Consider the following 15,135-nt stretch of genomic DNA (forward strand, 5'->3'; position numbering starts at 1 on the left):
CTCTCCTTAGCTGAGCACCAGGTGCTCATCGGACTCGGCGCCGGCGCACACCAGCTCGGATGCGGCCAACGCCGCCCGGTGATAGGGCGGAAGGTCCATTCCGGACGACATGACCTCTACGCACGGGTCGTGCTCGCCCAACGCCCGCAGAACGCGCTGCAACTCACCGGTCAGCCGGGCGTGGCCGGTCGTGGCCGCCACCAGCAGGACGCGGTTGATCCCGGAGGGACCGATGCGCCAGCAGGAGCGAACCTCACCGACCCCGTGCCGGCCTCGCAGCGTGGCACCGAGAACGACGGTCGCGGAATCACCCATCGGCACCCGATCGGGTGATTCCGGGGAAAAGGTGTAGTCGGTGGCGGGCAGTTCGTCCAGTCCTGTGACCGAACTGAGCGCACCGGGTTCCGCCCCGTAGGGCACCAGCGCGTCCTGCAAAAGGCGCAGTTCGTGATCGGTCAGAGGGATGCGTCCGTGCAGAAGGGTGCGCGGCAACGACCGCGCGAGCACCGCGTACGCGTCCGATGCGGCCCAGTCCCGGTACCGCCACAGCAGCTCGTCCGGGAGGCGCCCGGCGAGCCGCAGCAGCAGTTCGTGGCACGTGTCCGACATGTCACACCCTTCAGCAGAACCCGTAACTCGAACCGGGAACTCAGACCTCGACGATCAGTTCGATCTCCACCGGAGCGCCGATCGGCAGCTCGGCCACGCCCACGGCGGAGCGGGCGTGCTTGCCCTCGTCACCGAAGATCTCGCCGAGCAGCTCGGAGGCGCCGTTGATGACACCCGGCTGACCGGTGAAGCCCTCGGCGGAGGCCACGAACCCGACAACTTTCACGACTCGCTTGATCGAGTCAATCCCCACGAGCGCGTGCACGGCCGCGAGAGCGTTGAGGATGCACGTCGCGGAGTACTGCTTGGCCTCCTCCGGGGAGACATCGGCGCCGACCTTGCCGGTGGCGGGCAGCTTGCCGTCGACGAACGGCAGCTGGCCGGACGTGAACACCCACGAGCCGCTCTGCGTGGCGGGCACGTAGGCGGCCAGCGGCGCGGCGACGCCGGGCAGCTCGATGCCGAGCTCCTTGAGGCGGTTGCTCCAGGTGGTCACGCCTTCACCCGCTTCAGGTACGCGACGTGCTGCTCACCCGTCGGGTTCGTCAGCACCGTGACCAGCTCCCAGCCGTCGTCACCCCACTGGTCGAGGATCTGCTTCGTTGCGTGGATCAACAACGGCACGGTCGCGTACTCCCACTTCGTCATGCTCGGAGCCTAACTTGCCACCCGAGCGGGGCCTGCCCGGTCGGCGAGGTTGGAGCTACCTTGATCACATGGAGACCTGGCGGATCATCGCCACCGGCCTGTTCGCGGTGGGTGGGCTGGTCCTGGTGCTCGTCGCCATGGCGCAGGTGCGTGACCGCAAGCACAGCCAGCGCGTCGCGGTCGTCCAGGCCGGACTGATCGGACTCGTGGTCGTGGTCGTCATCACGGCCAGCATCGCGCTGTGGCTGCCGTCGGTCGTGGCCTGGGCCTTGGTCGCCGCCACCGCCATGGCCGTTCTCTTCCTCACCATGGTCGATTGACCGACCGGTCCACGTTCGACCGATTTCACACATAGTCTGGACGTGTGACGTCGTGGACCGAGGAGCTGACCCGAGCCCGTCTGCACGTGGTCTCCGGCAAGGGCGGCACGGGCAAGACGACGGTGGCGGCCGCGCTCGCGCTCGCGCTGGCCACCGGCGGGCGCCGGGTGCTGCTGGTCGAGGTCGAGGGCAGGCAGGGCATCGCCCAGCTCTTCGACCGGGCCCCGCTGCCCTACTCCGAGGAACGGATCGCGTCCGCGCCGGGCGGCGGTGAGGTGCACGCGCTCGCGGTCGACGCGGAGGCCGCGCTCCTCGAGTACCTGGCGATGTTCTACAACCTCGGCTTCGCGGGCCGGACGCTGCGCAAGATGGGCGCGATCGAGTTCGCGACCACTCTCGCCCCCGGCCTGCGCGACGTCCTGCTGACCGGCAAGGTCAAGGAGTGCGTGAACCGCACCGGGCCGGACGGCCGCCACCTCTACGACGCCGTCGTGCTGGACGCGCCGCCCACCGGGCGCGTGGTCAAGTTCCTCGACGTCACCAAGGCCATGGCCGACCTCGCCAAGGTCGGGCCGATCAAGGGGCAGAGCGAGGGCGTCGTGCGGCTGCTGCACTCCGGCGACACGGCGGTGCACCTGGTGGCGCTGCTGGAGGAGATGCCGGTGCGCGAGACCCTGGACGCCGTCGCCGACCTGGACGGCGCCGACCTGCGTCCGGGCGCGGTGCTGGTGAACCGGGTCCAGCCGGTCCGGCTGCCCGCGCGGTCGCTGCCGGTCGCCGCCGAGGGTCGGCTCGACGAGTCACGGGTGCGCGCGGGGCTGCAGACCGCCGGGCTCGACCTCGACGAGTTCACGGTCGAAGGTTTGGTGGACGAGACGGTGGAGCACGCCATCCGGGTGCAGTCACAACAAGAGGCCAAGGAACTGCTCGGCGAGTCGGACCTGCCGACGCTGGAGCTGCCGGACCTGACGGACGGCGTGGACGTGGCCGCGCTGTACGAGCTGGCCGAGACACTGGTCGCGGCAGGAGTCCGATGAACAAGCTCGAGTTCGACCCGCTCCTGGACGACCTGGGGACACGCGTCCTCGTGTGCTGCGGCTCCGGCGGTGTGGGCAAGACGACGACCGCGGCGGCGCTGGGGTTGCGCGCGGCCGAACGCGGCAGGCGCGTGGTCGTGCTGACGATCGACCCGGCCCGGCGCCTGGCGCAGTCGCTGGGTCTGCGGGAGCTGGACAACCACCCGCGCGAGGTCGTCGTGGACGGCTTCGAGCCCAAGGGCGAGCTGTTCGCGATGATGCTCGACATGCGTCGCACGTTCGACGACATGGTGCTGACCCACGCGGGCCGCGACCGGGCCGACCAGATCCTGTCGAACCCCTTCTACCAGACCATTTCCTCGTCGTTCTCCGGCACGCAGGAGTACATGGCGATGGAGAAGCTGGGCCAGCTGGTGGCGCAGGACGAGTGGGACCTGATCATCGTCGACACCCCGCCGAGCCGGTCGGCGCTCGACTTCCTGGACGCGCCGCAGCGGTTGTCGACGGTGCTCGACGGCAGGTTCATCCGGATGCTGTCCGCTCCGGCACGGGCGAGCGGCCGCGGCCTTCTCAAGATCGTTGGAACCGGTTTCAGCCTTTTCACGCGCGCCGTGTCGACCATCGTCGGCGGCCAGCTGTTGCAGGACGCGTCAACCTTCGTTCAGGCTTTCGACAGCATGTTCGGAGGATTCCGCGAGCGCGCCCAGCGCACGTACGAACTGCTCCGGTCGCCCGGAACCGGTTTCGTGGTGGTGGCGGCGGCGGAGCCCGACGCGTTGCGCGAGGCCAGCTATTTCGTGGAGCGGCTCAGCGCCGAGAACATGCCGTTGTGCGGGCTCGTCGCGAACAGGACGCACCCCGTGCTCGCGACCGGCCTGCCCGCGGCGAAGGCGGTCGCCGCAGCGGACGAACTCGACCGCTCCGGTGACGCGCCGCTCGCCGCGGCAGTGCTCCGGCTGCACGCGGACCGGGTGGCAGTCGCCGATCGTGAGAAGCGGCTGCTGGCCCGGTTCACGCGTGCTCACCCCGGCGTTTCGCTGGTCGGCGTGCCCGCGTTGCCCGCGGACGTGCACGACCTCGACGGCCTACGGGAGATAGGTCGCCGGCTGGCCGGCGAGTAGACGCCGACAGCGCCTAACTGACCCTCGTGTCCTCGACGTGCTCTTGACGCGCGTTGTCGAGCAGTTCGTGCCACGAGTCGACGTCCGGACGGCGGCGCAGCAGAGCACGGCGTTCGCGCTCGGTCATGCCTCCCCAGACCCCGAACTCGATCTTGTTGTCCAGCGCTTCGGCCAGGCATTCCATGCGCACCGGGCAACCCAGGCACACGAGCTTCGCCTTGCGCTGCTCCGCACCTCGGACGAAGAGCTGATCCGGCTCTTCGTCACGGCACGAAGCGTTGATACGCCAATCCCCCTGGTTCATATCCCCCACTCCTCAGTGCTGTCCAAATGTGGAAATCCGCCACACCCCTGCCACGGATGCCGTAGCGTTCGAGCCACGGCTGCATTCCTTGGACGTTGACGGACTGTAGTGCCGTTCGGTTCCCTCTCCAAGCCTGGGTCACCCGACTGTTACCTGTCTTGCGTATGTCTACTCATGCTGAGTAACGGCACTTACTGATCACCTTCACCCGTTCGTGTACGGCGTACGCTGGCCCGCGTGCGAGTCAGGAATGGCGTGCTCAAGATGCTCGGCCTGTGCCTGCTGGCTGGGGTTCTCCTCGCCGGCATGCTGTTCCCAGTCGTGGGTGCGACAGGTCTCGTCTCGAACAGAGCCAGCGACACGGTGGACAGCATCTCGGCCGACCTGGTGACGACGGATCCTCCGTTGATCACCACGGTCACGGACAAGGACGGGGCCCCGATCGCCTACCTGTTCGACCAGTACAGAGTCCTGACACCTCCCGAGAAGATCTCGCCGACCATGAAGGCGGCGCTGATCTCGGTCGAGGACCGCCGGTTCTACGAGCACCAGGGCGTCGACTGGAAGGGCACCATCCGCGCCGGCCTGACGAACCAGGTCAGCGGCTCGGTGTCGCAGGGCGCGTCGACGCTGACCCAGCAGTACGTCAAGAACTACCTGGTCCACGTCGTGGCGCGGAACAACAAGCTGGAGCAGGCCAAGGCCCAGGAGCAGACCATCGCGCGCAAGATGCGCGAGGCGCGGATCTCGTTGCAGCTGGAGCGCAAGCTCGGCAAGGAGGAGATCCTCGCCCGGTACCTGAACGTCGTTCCTTTTGGTTCGACCATTTACGGCATCGCGGCGGCGGCGCAGGCTTACTTCGGCACGACTCCCGACAAGTTGACCGTTCCACAAGCTGCGATGCTCGCCGGAATGGTGAACAGCCCGTCAGCACTCGACCCCGAAGCGTATCCGGACAAAGCTTTGGACCGTCGCAACAAAGTGATCGACAGGATGGTCGAGAACGACAAGCTGTCGCGCGACGCGGGTGAGGCGGCGAAGAAGGAAGGCCTGGGTCTCGCGACTCCGGTGCGCACCCCGCCGAACGGTTGTGTCGGTGCCGGTCCGGAAAACGGTTTCTTCTGCTCTTACGTCGTGAACTACTTGCAACGCGCGGGTTTCAGCGAGGAACAGCTGCGCACCGGCGGTTACACCATTCAGACCACATTGGACAGAGCGGCCACCTCGCAGGCGAAGGCCGCGGCGGAGGCGGGCGTCGCCAAGGGCACCGAGGGCATCGCGAACACGATGGCGATCGTGAAGCCCGGCAAGGAGCGCCACGACGTGCTCGCGCTGGTCGCGAACCGCGACTACGGCCTGAAGTCCGACCTGCGCCAGACCACGTACGACCTGCCCAGCGGCGTGGAGAACAAGTTCGGCGCCGGCTCGATCTACAAGGTCTTCACGGCCGCGGCGGCGCTGGAGAAGGGGCTCGGCATCGAGAACGTCATCCCGACGCCGACGTCGCACACCTCCAGGGTCTTCAAGGGTGGCGCCCAGCGCTGCCCGAGCACCGGTGAGCCCGGCACGCGCTGGTACTGCCTGTCGAACTTCGACTCGAAGTACCCGTCCTCGATGACGCTGCAGCAGGCCCTCGCGACGTCGCCGAACACCGGCTTCGTGATCCTCGAGGAGCAGACGGGCATGGACCCGGTCGTCGACATGGCCTCGCGCCTGGGCATGCGCGAGACGATGGCGACGAACCTGCAGGGCACCAGGCCCGACCCGAAGGCCAAGGACAAGCAGAACCGCATCTCGCAGACGGAGTTCTACAAGCAGAACGGCGGCAACGCGTCGTTCACGCTCTCGCCCGCCCCGGTCTCCACCCTGGAGCTCGCGAACGTCGCCGCGACCATCGTGAGCGGCGGCAAGTGGTGCCCGCCCACACCGATCGCGAAGGTGCTGGACCGCAACGGCAAGGGCGTTCCGGTCAACGAGGCCCCGTGCGAGCAGGTCGTCGCCGAGGGTCTGGCGAACGGCCTCGCGGTCGGCATGAGCAAGGACGACACCGGCAACGGCACCGCCGCGGCCGCCGCCCGTGCCGCCAAGTGGACCCGCCCGATGATCGCCAAGACGGGCACCACCGAGGAGTACAAGTCGGCGGCGTTCATCGGCGCGACCCCGGACTTCGCGGGCGCCGTGCAGACGTTCAACGACGGCACCAACCCGCGTCCGATCTGCATCGGCGCCGCACCCCGGTTGTGCGGCAACGGCAACATCTTCGGCGGCACGATCCCGGCCAAGACGTGGTTCGAGACGATGACGAAGGTGCACGGCTCGATGCCCGCCTCGGCGTTGCCGCAGGTCGAGCAGCGCTACCTCAAGGGCGGCCGCGAGATCCAGGTGCCCGACGTGGTGGGAAAGCAGATCAACGACGCCACGCGGATCCTCGACCAGGCCGGGTACAAGGTGAGCCAGCAGTCGGTGAACTCCGAGCAGCCGAAGGGCACGGTCGTCAGCCAGTCGCCGCGCGGCAACGCCTTGCGCGGCACGGTGATCACGCTGTCGGTGAGCTCGGGGTACGTGCCGCCGCCGGTCGCGTCGGAGCCACCGGCCCAGCCACCGCCCAGCCCCGGCAACCCGAACGAGCCGCCACCGATCACGCTGCCGACCGAACCGGAGCCCAGGTAGTCACCGGCGGAGCAGCTGCTCGAGCTGCTCCACGCTCACGTCGATGTGCGCCCGGATCTCGGCGACCGCCCTGTCGTGGTCGCCGAGCCGGATCGCGTCGAGGATGACCCGGTGCTGCGCCACGACCTCCTCCGGCGTCTCGGACTTCGAGAGCACCATGAGGTAGAAGCGCAGCTCCTTGGTCATCGCCGCGAAGAACTCGTCCAGCCTCGTGCTGTCGAGCAGCGCCACGATCGCCTGGTGGAAGGCCAGGTCGCGATCGACGATCCGGCCCGTGTCGCCCTCGGCGGCGGCCTCGGTGATCTCGTCGAACGCCCTGGTGATCGCTTCGAGCTGCTCGGGGCGGGGCGTGCGGAGCACCGCCGCCGTTTCCAGGCGCTCGCGGGCGGTGTAGAGCGCCTCGATCTTCTCCGGCGTCGGGGCGATGACGACGGCGCCGCGGTTGACCTCGTAGCGGACCAGGCCGGTCAGCTCCAGGATGCGGACGGCCTCGCGGATGGTGTTGCGCGCGACACCCAGCTCGGCCGCGATCGCGCTCTCCCTGAGCCTGTCACCAGGGCCGAAGGCACCGGCCATGATCCGTTCGGAGAGGCCGTCGGCGAGTTGCTGGGCCGTGGTGGTGCGGCGCACTTCGAGGCCGTCGAGGGCTGACATGTGGCCAGTTTACCGAGTTGCCCTACAGTTGAACTGTACTACAGTTTGGGTCATGGATCTGACGACGTTCAAGGCGCTCAGCTTCGACTGCTACGGCACGCTCATCGACTGGGAGACCGGGATCGCCGCGGTGCTGTCACCGTGGGCACGCGAACAGGGGCTGTCGCTGTCCGACGAGGAGCTCCTGCTCGCCTATGGCAAACAGGAGGCGGCCGCGCAGGCGGCGACTCCGTCCGCGCTGTACCCGGACCTGCTGGCGTCGGCCTTCCGGCTCATGGGCTCCGGCCTCGGGTGCGAGGTGAGCGACGAGTGGGCGCGCCGGCTGGGTGACTCGGTGCCGGACTGGCCGGCGTTCCCCGACTCCGCGGACGCGTTGGCGCGCCTGGCCTCCCGTTACAAGTTGATCATTCTGTCCAACGTGCACCGCGAGGGGTTCGCCGGGAGCGACCGGCAGCTGCGCGGGGACTTCGCGGCGATCATCACCGCGGAGGACGTCGGCGCGTACAAGCCCGCCGAGAACCACTTCCGCGCACTCGACACCACGCTCGCCTCGTTGGGGGTGGAGCGTTCGGAGCTGCTGCACGTGGCGCAAAGCCTGTTCCACGACCACGTGCCGGCCAAGCGCGAGGGGCTGCGGTCCGTGTGGATCAACCGGCGGCACGACCGGCCGGGGTGGGGCGCGACGCCCGAGCCGTCCGAGGACTACAGCTACGACCTGGAGTTCGGGTCGATGGGCGAGTTCGCGGACGCGGTCGACAAGGCGTTCTGAATTGTTGTGCCGCAGCGGTCACAGCCGCTGCGGCACACTCGTGTCAGCCGGCCAGCTTGGCCTTCACCGCGGCGGCCACCCGGCCACCCTCGGCGCGCCCGGCGACCTCGGCGTTGACGGCCTTCATGACCTGGCCCATCTGCTTCTGCCCCGGCGCCTCGCCGAGCTGCGCGGACACGGCGTCGAACGCCTTGTCCACAATGGACGCCAGCTCGGCGTCGTCGAGCTGCTTGGGGAGGTAGGTCTCCAGCACGGCGAGCTCCTGGCGCTCCAGCTCGGCCTTCTCGGCCCGGCCGGCACCGTCGAAGGCCTCCGCGGCCTCCTTGCGCTTCTTCGCCTCGCGCGAGAGGACCTTCACGACCTCGTCGTCACTGAGCTCACGGGCCGTCTTGCCCGAGACCTCCTCGTTCGTGACGGCCGTGAGCGCCATCCGCAGCGCACCGGCCGTGACGGTCTCCCGTGCCTTCATCGCGACAGTCAGATCGTTCTTCAGCCGCGTCTTCAAGTCCGCCATGACGCAGAACGGTACCGCCCGCCGGATGCCGCGCCGATCGAGTTACCGCCCTTCCGTACCCTTGACGCGTGAACAAGCTGGGCCGCGCCCTCCTCGCCACGACCGCTCTCGGCGCCGCGACCGTCGCGTACGCGGCGGGAATCGAGAGAAGGCACTGGACCCTGCGCACCGCCACGGTGCCGGTCCTGTCCCCCGGCGCCAAGCCGATCCGCGTGCTGCACATCTCGGACCTGCACATGACGCCGAACCAGGTGTCGAAGCAGCGCTGGGTCGCCGCGCTGGCCGACCTGAACCCGGACTTCGTGGTCAACACGGGCGACAACCTCGCGCACAAGGACGCCGTCCCCGGCACCCTGCGCGCGCTCGGCCCGCTGCTCGACAAGCCGGGCGTCTTCGTGTTCGGCAGCAACGACTACTACGCGCCCAGGCTCAAGAACCCGGTGCGCTACCTGCTGCCGTCCTCCAAGACCAAGCGCATCCACGGCGTGACGCTCCCGTGGCGCGACCTGCGCGCAGGCATGATCGAGCGGGGCTGGGAAGACCTCACGCACCTGCGCAAGACCATCATGGTGAACGGCCAGGCCATCTTCTGCGCGGGCCTCGACGACCCGCACCTCAAGCGCGACCGCTACGCCGACATCGCCGGCACCCCGGACCCGTCCGCGGCCCTGAGGCTGGGCGTCACGCACTCGCCCGAACCGCGCGTCCTGGACCCGTTCGCGGCCGACGGCTACGACTTCGTGATGGCCGGCCACACCCACGGCGGCCAGTTGCGCATCCCGTTCTACGGCGCCGTTGTGACGAACTGCGAACTGGACCGGGGCCGAGCTCGCGGTGTTTCGCGCTGGGGTTCGCACATGTGGATGAACGTGTCCGCCGGCATGGGCACTTCGCCTTACGCGCCGGTGCGCTTCTGCTGCCCTCCGGAGGCATCCCTGCTGACCCTGGTTCCGCGGCCCGTTACGCCTGGTCAAGGGCGGAATGAGGGGGTCCGATTCGGAGCTGGCGCGGACATGATGTAGAGTTCTACATGTTCCCAGCCGGGGTGTGGCGCAGCTTGGTAGCGCGCTTCGTTCGGGACGAAGAGGTCGCAGGTTCAAATCCTGTCACCCCGATTGAATAACACAGATCAGCCTCTGTCGCAGAAATGCGGACAGGGGCTGATTTGTTTTTACAGCCGTTTCTCGCGGAGATCGGTCAGACCGCCGTGGCGGTCCGGCGGGGACTGCGGTGGCGCTCGGGCGGCCGGCGTCGACGATTCCCTTCAGTCGTGAATTCGTCTCAGCTTTTGTCTGACTGGATCACCTCACAAGGTCCTCGCGACCCAGGGTCGAAGGTCCTTTTCGATCACGGAAAAGGACATCAACGTTCCCGATAGACCACCCGATCGTGTGACGTGTCTCGACACGCGCAGCCGCAGACGGGACCGTTCTTGCATGACACAGCGCCATCGTTCTGCATCAAACCTTACGAAACGCGCACGTAGCGTTAGCCCTTAAGAGTGAAGGTTGACGGTTCAACTCACGTTGCGTAACGGCTGTCTTGATCCAAACGACGAAGGCAGTGGTTCAGCCATCGTTGAATATGTCGGGAGATGTTTGTGATGGACTCCGCCTCCACCGCCAATCCGTCTCACAGGTCCTGGATCGTCATTGCGGCCAAGGCAATTGTGGTGCTGCAGTCCCTGGGGATCGTTTTCATGCTCACTTCAGCCTGGGTGACGGCCGTGGTGGCCGTCGGCTTCATCGTGGTCTTCGTCGCGATCAGGGCGCTGTCGCGAGCCTCGCGGAAGGTCGACCAGATCTTCGACGAGGAACTCGGCCGCAAATAGGCTCGGCGCGTGCCCTGACTCAGCTGATGAAGCCCCGTGCGGGCAGGCCTTCCGGGAACCGGTCCAGCGCCTCGCCCGCGGCCAGCGCGAGCGACTCCAGCGTCTCGGTCTCGGCCGGGGTCGCGGTGTGCGGGACGGCCCAGTAGCAGCCGATGGCGCCGATCGCTTCCGGGCGCAGGATCGGAGCCATCACCAGGCTCCGGACAAAGGTCGGTCGATACGCTTCCTGAGGAATCCTCGAATCGAAGCGGATGTCCCTGATCGCGACGGTCTGACGATTCAACATCGCCCAGCCGCTGATGCAGTTCACGGCGGGGAAGCGCTGGCCCTTCCACAACGGGCTCATCGAGTCCTCGTCAGCGTAGTAACAAAGATCGTCGTCGAGCAGCACCAGCGTCGCACCGTGCGCTGCCAGCGAGTACCTGGCCGTCGTGCGGACGATCCGCTGCACTTCCTCCAACGTCGCAGCTCCGGCGAGGCGCTCCATCGTGTCGGACATGCGTCCACGTTAACTCCCGCCGATCCGCACACCTAGATTTCCTGTTTCGATTCAACTAATCAGCGGCAGTTCCGCGGCATGTCACCTTGTGACGAACATTGCCGGCGCTTCGCAACAATCCACCGCTGCGGCGACCGGGCAGTGTGGTGGCGGCCCCACTTCGCGGGTCGAGTCGTCTGCCATCCCCCAGAAGCAGCCTCTGACTCTAGTGTTGAACCGTGACCACGCACCCTTCTCCCGACATCCCGGAACAGCTCTTCGAGGACCCGGCCGCCGAGACCCGGTGGCGTGAGCGGTTCACCGCTCCCCGGATGAGCCTGCCCGGCTGGGCCGACGACGCTCCGGACCGCACCCTGTACGTCTCCAACGCCAGTGGCGTGTGGGAGATCTACGCCTGGGACCGCGCGACGGACGAGCACCGCAAGGTCACCGACCGCCCGAACGGCACGTCGCACGCCACGCTGAACCCGGACGGCACCGAGATCTGGTGGTTCGACGACCACGACGGCGACGAGTTCGGCGTCTGGGTCCGCGAGCCGTTCAAGGCCGACGGCAGCAAGGCCGAACCCGCGGTCGCGGACGTGACGGCCGGCTACCCGGCGGGTCTGGAGATCGGCCGCACCGTCACGGCCGTGGCCGCGTCGACGGACGACGGCACCACGGTCTGGCTGACGCGCGACGGCCGCAGCGAGGTGATCTACCAGCACGTGAACGACGCCGGCGTCACCGCGCTGGCCAAGGACGAGTCGATCGTCGTGATCGCGCACTCCGAGCACGGCGACAACCGGCACATGGCGCTGCGCGCGCTGAACGCGGAGAACGGCGAGACGATCGCCGAGAAGTGGGACGGCAAGGGCAAGGGCCTCGACGCCATCTCGTTCAGCCCGGTGCGCGGCGACCAGCGACTGCTGGTGCTGCACGAGCGCCGCGGCCGCGAGGAACTGCTGATCTGGGACGTCGCCGCCGGCACCGAGCAGGAGATCGTCCTCGACCTGCCGGGCGAGGTCGCCGCGGACTGGTACCCGGACGCGTCCGCGCTGCTGGTCGTGCACACGCACCACGCCCGCAACACCGTGCACCGCTACGACCTCGCGACCGGCGAGCTGTCCACTCTGGACACCGCACCGGGCGTGATCGGCTCGGCGGGCGTGCGGCCGGACGGCACGATCGAGTACTCCTGGTCGTCCGCCGAGAAGTCCACGGTCATCCGCGCGCTGGCCACCGACGGCACCGAGCGCGTGCTGGTCGAGCCAGTCGGCGCCAAGCCCGCGACGTCGCACAAGCTGGAAGACGTCTTCGTCGGCGACGTGCACGCACTCGTCTCGAAGCCCGAGGGCGAGGGCCCGTTCCCGACCGTCTTCCTGATCCACGGCGGCCCGCACTCCTCCGACGAGGACCGCTTCTCGGCCTACCGCGCGGTGTGGCTAGACGCCGGCTTCGCCACCGTGCACGTGAACTACCGCGGCTCCAGCGGCTACGGCTCGAAGTGGCGCGACGCCATCGAGGGCAGGCCGGGCATCACCGAACTCGAGGACATCGCCGCCGTCCACGACTGGGCGGTCGAGTCAGGCCTCACCGACCCTGACCGCTCGGTGCTCAACGGCGCCTCGTGGGGCGGCTACCTGACACTGCTGGGCATCGGCACCCAGCCGGACCGCTGGGCGGTCGGCGTCGCGGGCGTCCCCGTAGCGGACTACCTCGCCGCCTACGAGGACGAGATGGAACCGCTGCGCGCCTTCGACCGCGCACTGTTCGGCGGCTCCCCGGAAGAGCTGCCCGAGCTGTACGAGGAGTGCTCGCCGCTCACGTACGTCGACCAGGTCACCGCGCCGGTGCTGATCCTCGCCGGCGAGAACGACCCCCGCTGCCCGATCCGGCAGATCGACAACTACCTCGACGCCCTCGCCGCGCGCGGCCACACCTACGAGATGTACCGCTACGACGCGGGCCACGGCTCGCTGGTCGTCGCCGAGACGATCCGGCAGACGGCGGCCGAGGTGGACTTCGCTCGGCGGCACCTGGCGGCGAAGTAGTTCGCGGCCGGGTTCATGGCCGGGTAGCTGGTCGCCGGGTAGCGGTCGCCGGGTAGCGGTCGCCGGGTAGCGGTCGCCGGGTAGCGGTCGCCGGGTAGGTCGCCGGTAGTTCGGTGCCGGAGGTTTGTCGCCGGTAGTTCATGATCGCGAGTTGTCCACAGGCTGCCGTTCGGTTGACCTGCGGTTATCTGAACTTCGGTAGCCTGTGGACAGAGCGGGAACCAAATCCGGGGATCGCGCGTTGCGTCATGAGGAATCGCGCGGGGAGCGGTGGGCACGGCGGTCGGCAGCACGGCGGTCGGCACCACGGCGGCTCGGCGGTACAACGGCTCGGCGGCACGGCGGCACGGCCACGCTGGACAGCTCGTCGCCCCGTACAACAGCTCGCCGCGCCGTAGGATGGGTGACGGCGCCGCCGAGCGCCTCACCTCCTGATCGGTCACCCACGCTGACCGGCGTCGCGGAGGCAAAGGGGACGCATGTCCTCCCGGCGCCGGTCGGTCGTGTATGTCGTGTGCACCGCGAGCTGAGTCCGGACGAGCAGAGCCAGGCGTGGGAAACGGCTGTTGCGCGTCCGCGAGAGGCACGCCATGACCGAGCAGAAGTCGTTCAAGCGCCTGGTTCGCGCCCGGATGGAGCGCACCGGCGAGTCCTACACCACCGCGCGCAGGCACGTGCTGAAAGACGCGCGGCCCACCGGGCAGATGCACGACTCCTGGCTGCTGCGGGAGGTGCTCGACGACGAGTGGTCCGAGGCGATGCTGGCCGGGCTCGCCGGCGGCATCGGGTTCATGTACTTCGTGTTCGAGTACAAGGGGCACGCGCCCACGATGACGATCGTCGCGCGGCACCATCCCGCGCCGTTCATCCCCACCGCGCTCATGCATGCCGGCATCGCGCACGAGGTCACCAGCACCACCTCCGCGCGCAAGGCCGAGCAGCAGCTGCGGTCGGCTGACGAGCCGGTGATCTGTCTGCTGGGCAAGGAGAAACACCCGGTCGGGGTGCTGGGCACAGATGGCGACACCGTCACCGTGCACGACAAAGGCACGCACCAGCAGCCGCTCGCCGAGTTCATGGCGATCTGGGGGCAGGGCAGGCACGAGATGATCAGCATCGGTGAGCGCCGGGGTGAGCCGGGCGTCGCCGCGGCCGTGCGGATGACGTGCGAGCACCTGACCGGGCCGGTGCTGGGCAACAACTTCGACGTGAACTTCGGCTTCTCCGGCATGCACAAGTTCGCGGAGCAGTTGCGCGACAAGGGGAAGAAGGGCTGGGCTCAGCGGTGGGCCGGCGATCCCGCGTTGCCGCAGCAGCGGCTGCACGACTGCCTGGAGGTCGAGTACACGGCGCCGGGTGCCTCGCGGCCGCTGTACGCGGAGTTCCTGGCGGAGGTCGGGCTTCCTGGCGCGCAGGAGTTCCGGGAGTCCGGCAGGCTCTGGTCGGAGATCGCCGGGGGTGGCCACTACGACGAACTGGCCCGGAAAGTGGACGAGGCCCGTTCCATCGAGGAACGGGCCATCCGTCGGCTGATGTCGAGCTGACAAGCTCGCCTGGTGTCGAGCTGACAAGCCCACCTGGTGTCGGGCTGACAAGCCCACCTGGTGTCGGGCTGACAGGCTCGGCCTGGCCGGGCTGACGGGCTAGGCCGCCTGGGCCTGCCACATCCAGTGCGCCTGCTCCAGCTCCTGCGTGATGCCGATCAGCAGGTCCTGGGTGACGAGGTCGGGCTTGTCCGTCTCGTCGATGCGGGAGCGCATGCGGGTGATCAGTGACGCCAGTGAAGCCGTGATCGACGTGACGACCTGCTCCTCCTTCAGCCAGCCGGTCTCGATCTCGGACACGCCGGACGACGCGGCGACGGTCTTCGCCGTGCCGTTCGGCGTGACGCCGAGAGCGGCCGCTCGTTCGGCTACCTGGTCGGCCGCGTTGCGGGCGAGGACGACCAGTTCGTCGAGCTGGAGGTGGACGCTGCGGAAGTTCTTGCCGATCACGTTCCAGTGCGCCTGCTTCCCGATCAGGGAGAGGTCGACGAGGTCGACCAGGGTCGCCTGCAGGATGGCTCCGACGGCGTCGCGGTCGGCGTCGGCGAGCGGGCTGGTGATCGGGTTCTTGGCCATGGTGAA

Annotated in this window: 18 protein-coding genes and 1 tRNA gene; 11 read left to right on the top strand and 8 right to left on the bottom strand. The window is 68.3% G+C overall.

The window, feature by feature from the left end:
* Positions 1-6: 6 nt before the first annotated feature.
* The 3 genes from DFR72_RS34685 to sp36 are packed head-to-tail and all read right to left on the bottom strand — an operon-like array spanning position 7 to position 1,257.
* Positions 7-609 carry a hypothetical protein gene (locus DFR72_RS34685; RefSeq protein ID WP_090069801.1) on the bottom strand — a complete coding sequence of 201 codons (603 nt, stop codon included), beginning with the start codon at positions 607-609 and terminating at the stop codon, positions 7-9.
* A 40-nt stretch (positions 610-649) separates the two neighbouring features.
* Positions 650-1,105: a RidA family protein gene (locus DFR72_RS34690; protein ID WP_090069799.1), complete on the bottom strand. Its 456-nt coding sequence runs from the start codon at positions 1,103-1,105 to the stop codon at positions 650-652.
* Positions 1,102-1,257 (bottom strand): Sp36 family protein, encoded by a 156-nt coding sequence (sp36, locus tag DFR72_RS34695; RefSeq protein ID WP_090069797.1) that lies wholly within the window; start codon positions 1,255-1,257, stop codon positions 1,102-1,104. Before sp36 ends, DFR72_RS34690 begins: the two co-directional genes overlap by 4 nt.
* A 68-nt stretch (positions 1,258-1,325) precedes the next feature.
* Between sp36 and DFR72_RS34700 the strand changes: the two genes are divergently transcribed.
* Genes DFR72_RS34700 through bagB form a run of 3 tightly spaced genes read left to right on the top strand, consistent with a single transcriptional unit; the run spans position 1,326 to position 3,735 of the window.
* The gene (locus DFR72_RS34700; RefSeq protein ID WP_090069795.1) at positions 1,326-1,577 is read left to right on the top strand and encodes a hypothetical protein; all 252 of its coding nucleotides are present in this window, start codon (positions 1,326-1,328) and stop codon (positions 1,575-1,577) included.
* A gap of 44 nt (positions 1,578-1,621) precedes the next feature.
* Positions 1,622-2,614, top strand: coding sequence for an ATPase BagA (gene bagA / locus DFR72_RS34705; protein WP_090069793.1), 993 nt, complete (start codon positions 1,622-1,624; stop codon positions 2,612-2,614).
* Complete coding sequence (gene bagB, locus DFR72_RS34710; protein WP_090069791.1) at positions 2,611-3,735, top strand: ATPase BagB; 1,125 nt, start codon at positions 2,611-2,613, stop codon at positions 3,733-3,735. Before bagA ends, bagB begins: the two co-directional genes overlap by 4 nt.
* Positions 3,736-3,748: 13 nt before the next feature.
* On the opposite strand, the gene DFR72_RS34715 is transcribed toward bagB, so the two are convergent.
* The gene (locus DFR72_RS34715; RefSeq protein WP_090069789.1) at positions 3,749-4,039 is read right to left on the bottom strand and encodes a WhiB family transcriptional regulator; all 291 of its coding nucleotides are present in this window, start codon (positions 4,037-4,039) and stop codon (positions 3,749-3,751) included.
* Positions 4,040-4,276: 237 nt separating this feature from the next.
* On the opposite strand from DFR72_RS34715, the gene DFR72_RS34720 reads away from it, so the two are divergent.
* Positions 4,277-6,709: a penicillin-binding protein gene (locus DFR72_RS34720; RefSeq protein WP_090069788.1), complete on the top strand. Its 2,433-nt coding sequence runs from the start codon at positions 4,277-4,279 to the stop codon at positions 6,707-6,709.
* Here the strand turns inward: DFR72_RS34720 and DFR72_RS34725 are convergent, their stop codons facing one another.
* Positions 6,710-7,363: a GntR family transcriptional regulator gene (locus tag DFR72_RS34725; RefSeq protein ID WP_090069786.1), complete on the bottom strand. Its 654-nt coding sequence runs from the start codon at positions 7,361-7,363 to the stop codon at positions 6,710-6,712.
* A gap of 52 nt (positions 7,364-7,415) precedes the next feature.
* On the opposite strand from DFR72_RS34725, the gene DFR72_RS34730 reads away from it, so the two are divergent.
* Positions 7,416-8,132, top strand: a complete 717-nt coding sequence (locus tag DFR72_RS34730; protein ID WP_090069785.1) for a haloacid dehalogenase type II — start codon at positions 7,416-7,418, stop codon at positions 8,130-8,132.
* 43 nt (positions 8,133-8,175) lie between these two features.
* Here DFR72_RS34730 and DFR72_RS34735 read toward each other — a convergent pair whose 3' ends face one another.
* Positions 8,176-8,646, bottom strand: coding sequence for a GatB/YqeY domain-containing protein (locus DFR72_RS34735; RefSeq protein WP_090069783.1), 471 nt, complete (start codon positions 8,644-8,646; stop codon positions 8,176-8,178).
* Positions 8,647-8,714: 68 nt separating this feature from the next.
* On the opposite strand from DFR72_RS34735, the gene DFR72_RS34740 reads away from it, so the two are divergent.
* The 3 genes from DFR72_RS34740 (at position 8,715) to DFR72_RS34750 (ending at position 10,477) form a co-directional block, all read left to right on the top strand.
* Positions 8,715-9,668: a metallophosphoesterase gene (locus DFR72_RS34740; protein WP_170176538.1), complete on the top strand. Its 954-nt coding sequence runs from the start codon at positions 8,715-8,717 to the stop codon at positions 9,666-9,668.
* Between the two features lie 19 nt (positions 9,669-9,687).
* Positions 9,688-9,761: transfer RNA gene (locus tag DFR72_RS34745), tRNA-Pro, on the top strand.
* A 488-nt stretch (positions 9,762-10,249) separates the two neighbouring features.
* Positions 10,250-10,477 (top strand): hypothetical protein, encoded by a 228-nt coding sequence (locus tag DFR72_RS34750; RefSeq protein WP_143086885.1) that lies wholly within the window; start codon positions 10,250-10,252, stop codon positions 10,475-10,477.
* A gap of 19 nt (positions 10,478-10,496) precedes the next feature.
* Here the strand turns inward: DFR72_RS34750 and DFR72_RS34755 are convergent, their stop codons facing one another.
* On the bottom strand, positions 10,497-10,976 hold the full coding sequence (locus tag DFR72_RS34755) for a GAF domain-containing protein (RefSeq protein WP_090069781.1): 480 nt from the start codon (positions 10,974-10,976) through the stop codon (positions 10,497-10,499).
* A gap of 218 nt (positions 10,977-11,194) precedes the next feature.
* Between DFR72_RS34755 and DFR72_RS34760 the strand changes: the two genes are divergently transcribed.
* From DFR72_RS34760 to DFR72_RS34765, 3 genes are all read left to right on the top strand, one after another.
* Entirely contained in the window at positions 11,195-13,009 is a 1,815-nt protein-coding gene (locus DFR72_RS34760) for a prolyl oligopeptidase family serine peptidase (protein ID WP_245983752.1), read from the top strand.
* A 270-nt stretch (positions 13,010-13,279) separates the two neighbouring features.
* Complete coding sequence (locus DFR72_RS45915; RefSeq protein ID WP_170176539.1) at positions 13,280-13,444, top strand: hypothetical protein; 165 nt, start codon at positions 13,280-13,282, stop codon at positions 13,442-13,444.
* Positions 13,445-13,599: 155 nt separating this feature from the next.
* Positions 13,600-14,553, top strand: coding sequence for a BtrH N-terminal domain-containing protein (locus DFR72_RS34765; protein ID WP_090069779.1), 954 nt, complete (start codon positions 13,600-13,602; stop codon positions 14,551-14,553).
* Between the two features lie 99 nt (positions 14,554-14,652).
* Here DFR72_RS34765 and DFR72_RS34770 read toward each other — a convergent pair whose 3' ends face one another.
* Entirely contained in the window at positions 14,653-15,129 is a 477-nt protein-coding gene (locus DFR72_RS34770; protein ID WP_090069777.1) for a Dps family protein, read from the bottom strand.
* Positions 15,130-15,135: the final 6 nt, after the last annotated feature.

This window comes from Lentzea flaviverrucosa (genome assembly GCF_003350445.1).
Lineage (GTDB): Bacteria > Actinomycetota > Actinomycetes > Mycobacteriales > Pseudonocardiaceae > Lentzea > Lentzea californiensis.

Coding starts and splice junctions, on each gene's coding strand:
- DFR72_RS34685 (WP_090069801.1), bottom strand. CDS start 609: ATGTCGGACACGTGCCACGAACTGCTGCTGCGGCTCGCCGGGCGCCTC.
- sp36 (WP_090069797.1), bottom strand. CDS start 1,257: ATGACGAAGTGGGAGTACGCGACCGTGCCGTTGTTGATCCACGCAACG.
- DFR72_RS34700 (WP_090069795.1), top strand. CDS start 1,326: ATGGAGACCTGGCGGATCATCGCCACCGGCCTGTTCGCGGTGGGTGGG.
- bagB (WP_090069791.1), top strand. CDS start 2,611: ATGAACAAGCTCGAGTTCGACCCGCTCCTGGACGACCTGGGGACACGC.
- DFR72_RS34715 (WP_090069789.1), bottom strand. CDS start 4,039: ATGAACCAGGGGGATTGGCGTATCAACGCTTCGTGCCGTGACGAAGAG.
- DFR72_RS34725 (WP_090069786.1), bottom strand. CDS start 7,363: ATGTCAGCCCTCGACGGCCTCGAAGTGCGCCGCACCACCACGGCCCAG.
- DFR72_RS34730 (WP_090069785.1), top strand. CDS start 7,416: ATGGATCTGACGACGTTCAAGGCGCTCAGCTTCGACTGCTACGGCACG.
- DFR72_RS34735 (WP_090069783.1), bottom strand. CDS start 8,646: ATGGCGGACTTGAAGACGCGGCTGAAGAACGATCTGACTGTCGCGATG.
- DFR72_RS34750 (WP_143086885.1), top strand. CDS start 10,250: ATGGACTCCGCCTCCACCGCCAATCCGTCTCACAGGTCCTGGATCGTC.
- DFR72_RS34755 (WP_090069781.1), bottom strand. CDS start 10,976: ATGTCCGACACGATGGAGCGCCTCGCCGGAGCTGCGACGTTGGAGGAA.
- DFR72_RS34765 (WP_090069779.1), top strand. CDS start 13,600: ATGACCGAGCAGAAGTCGTTCAAGCGCCTGGTTCGCGCCCGGATGGAG.
- DFR72_RS34770 (WP_090069777.1), bottom strand. CDS start 15,129: ATGGCCAAGAACCCGATCACCAGCCCGCTCGCCGACGCCGACCGCGAC.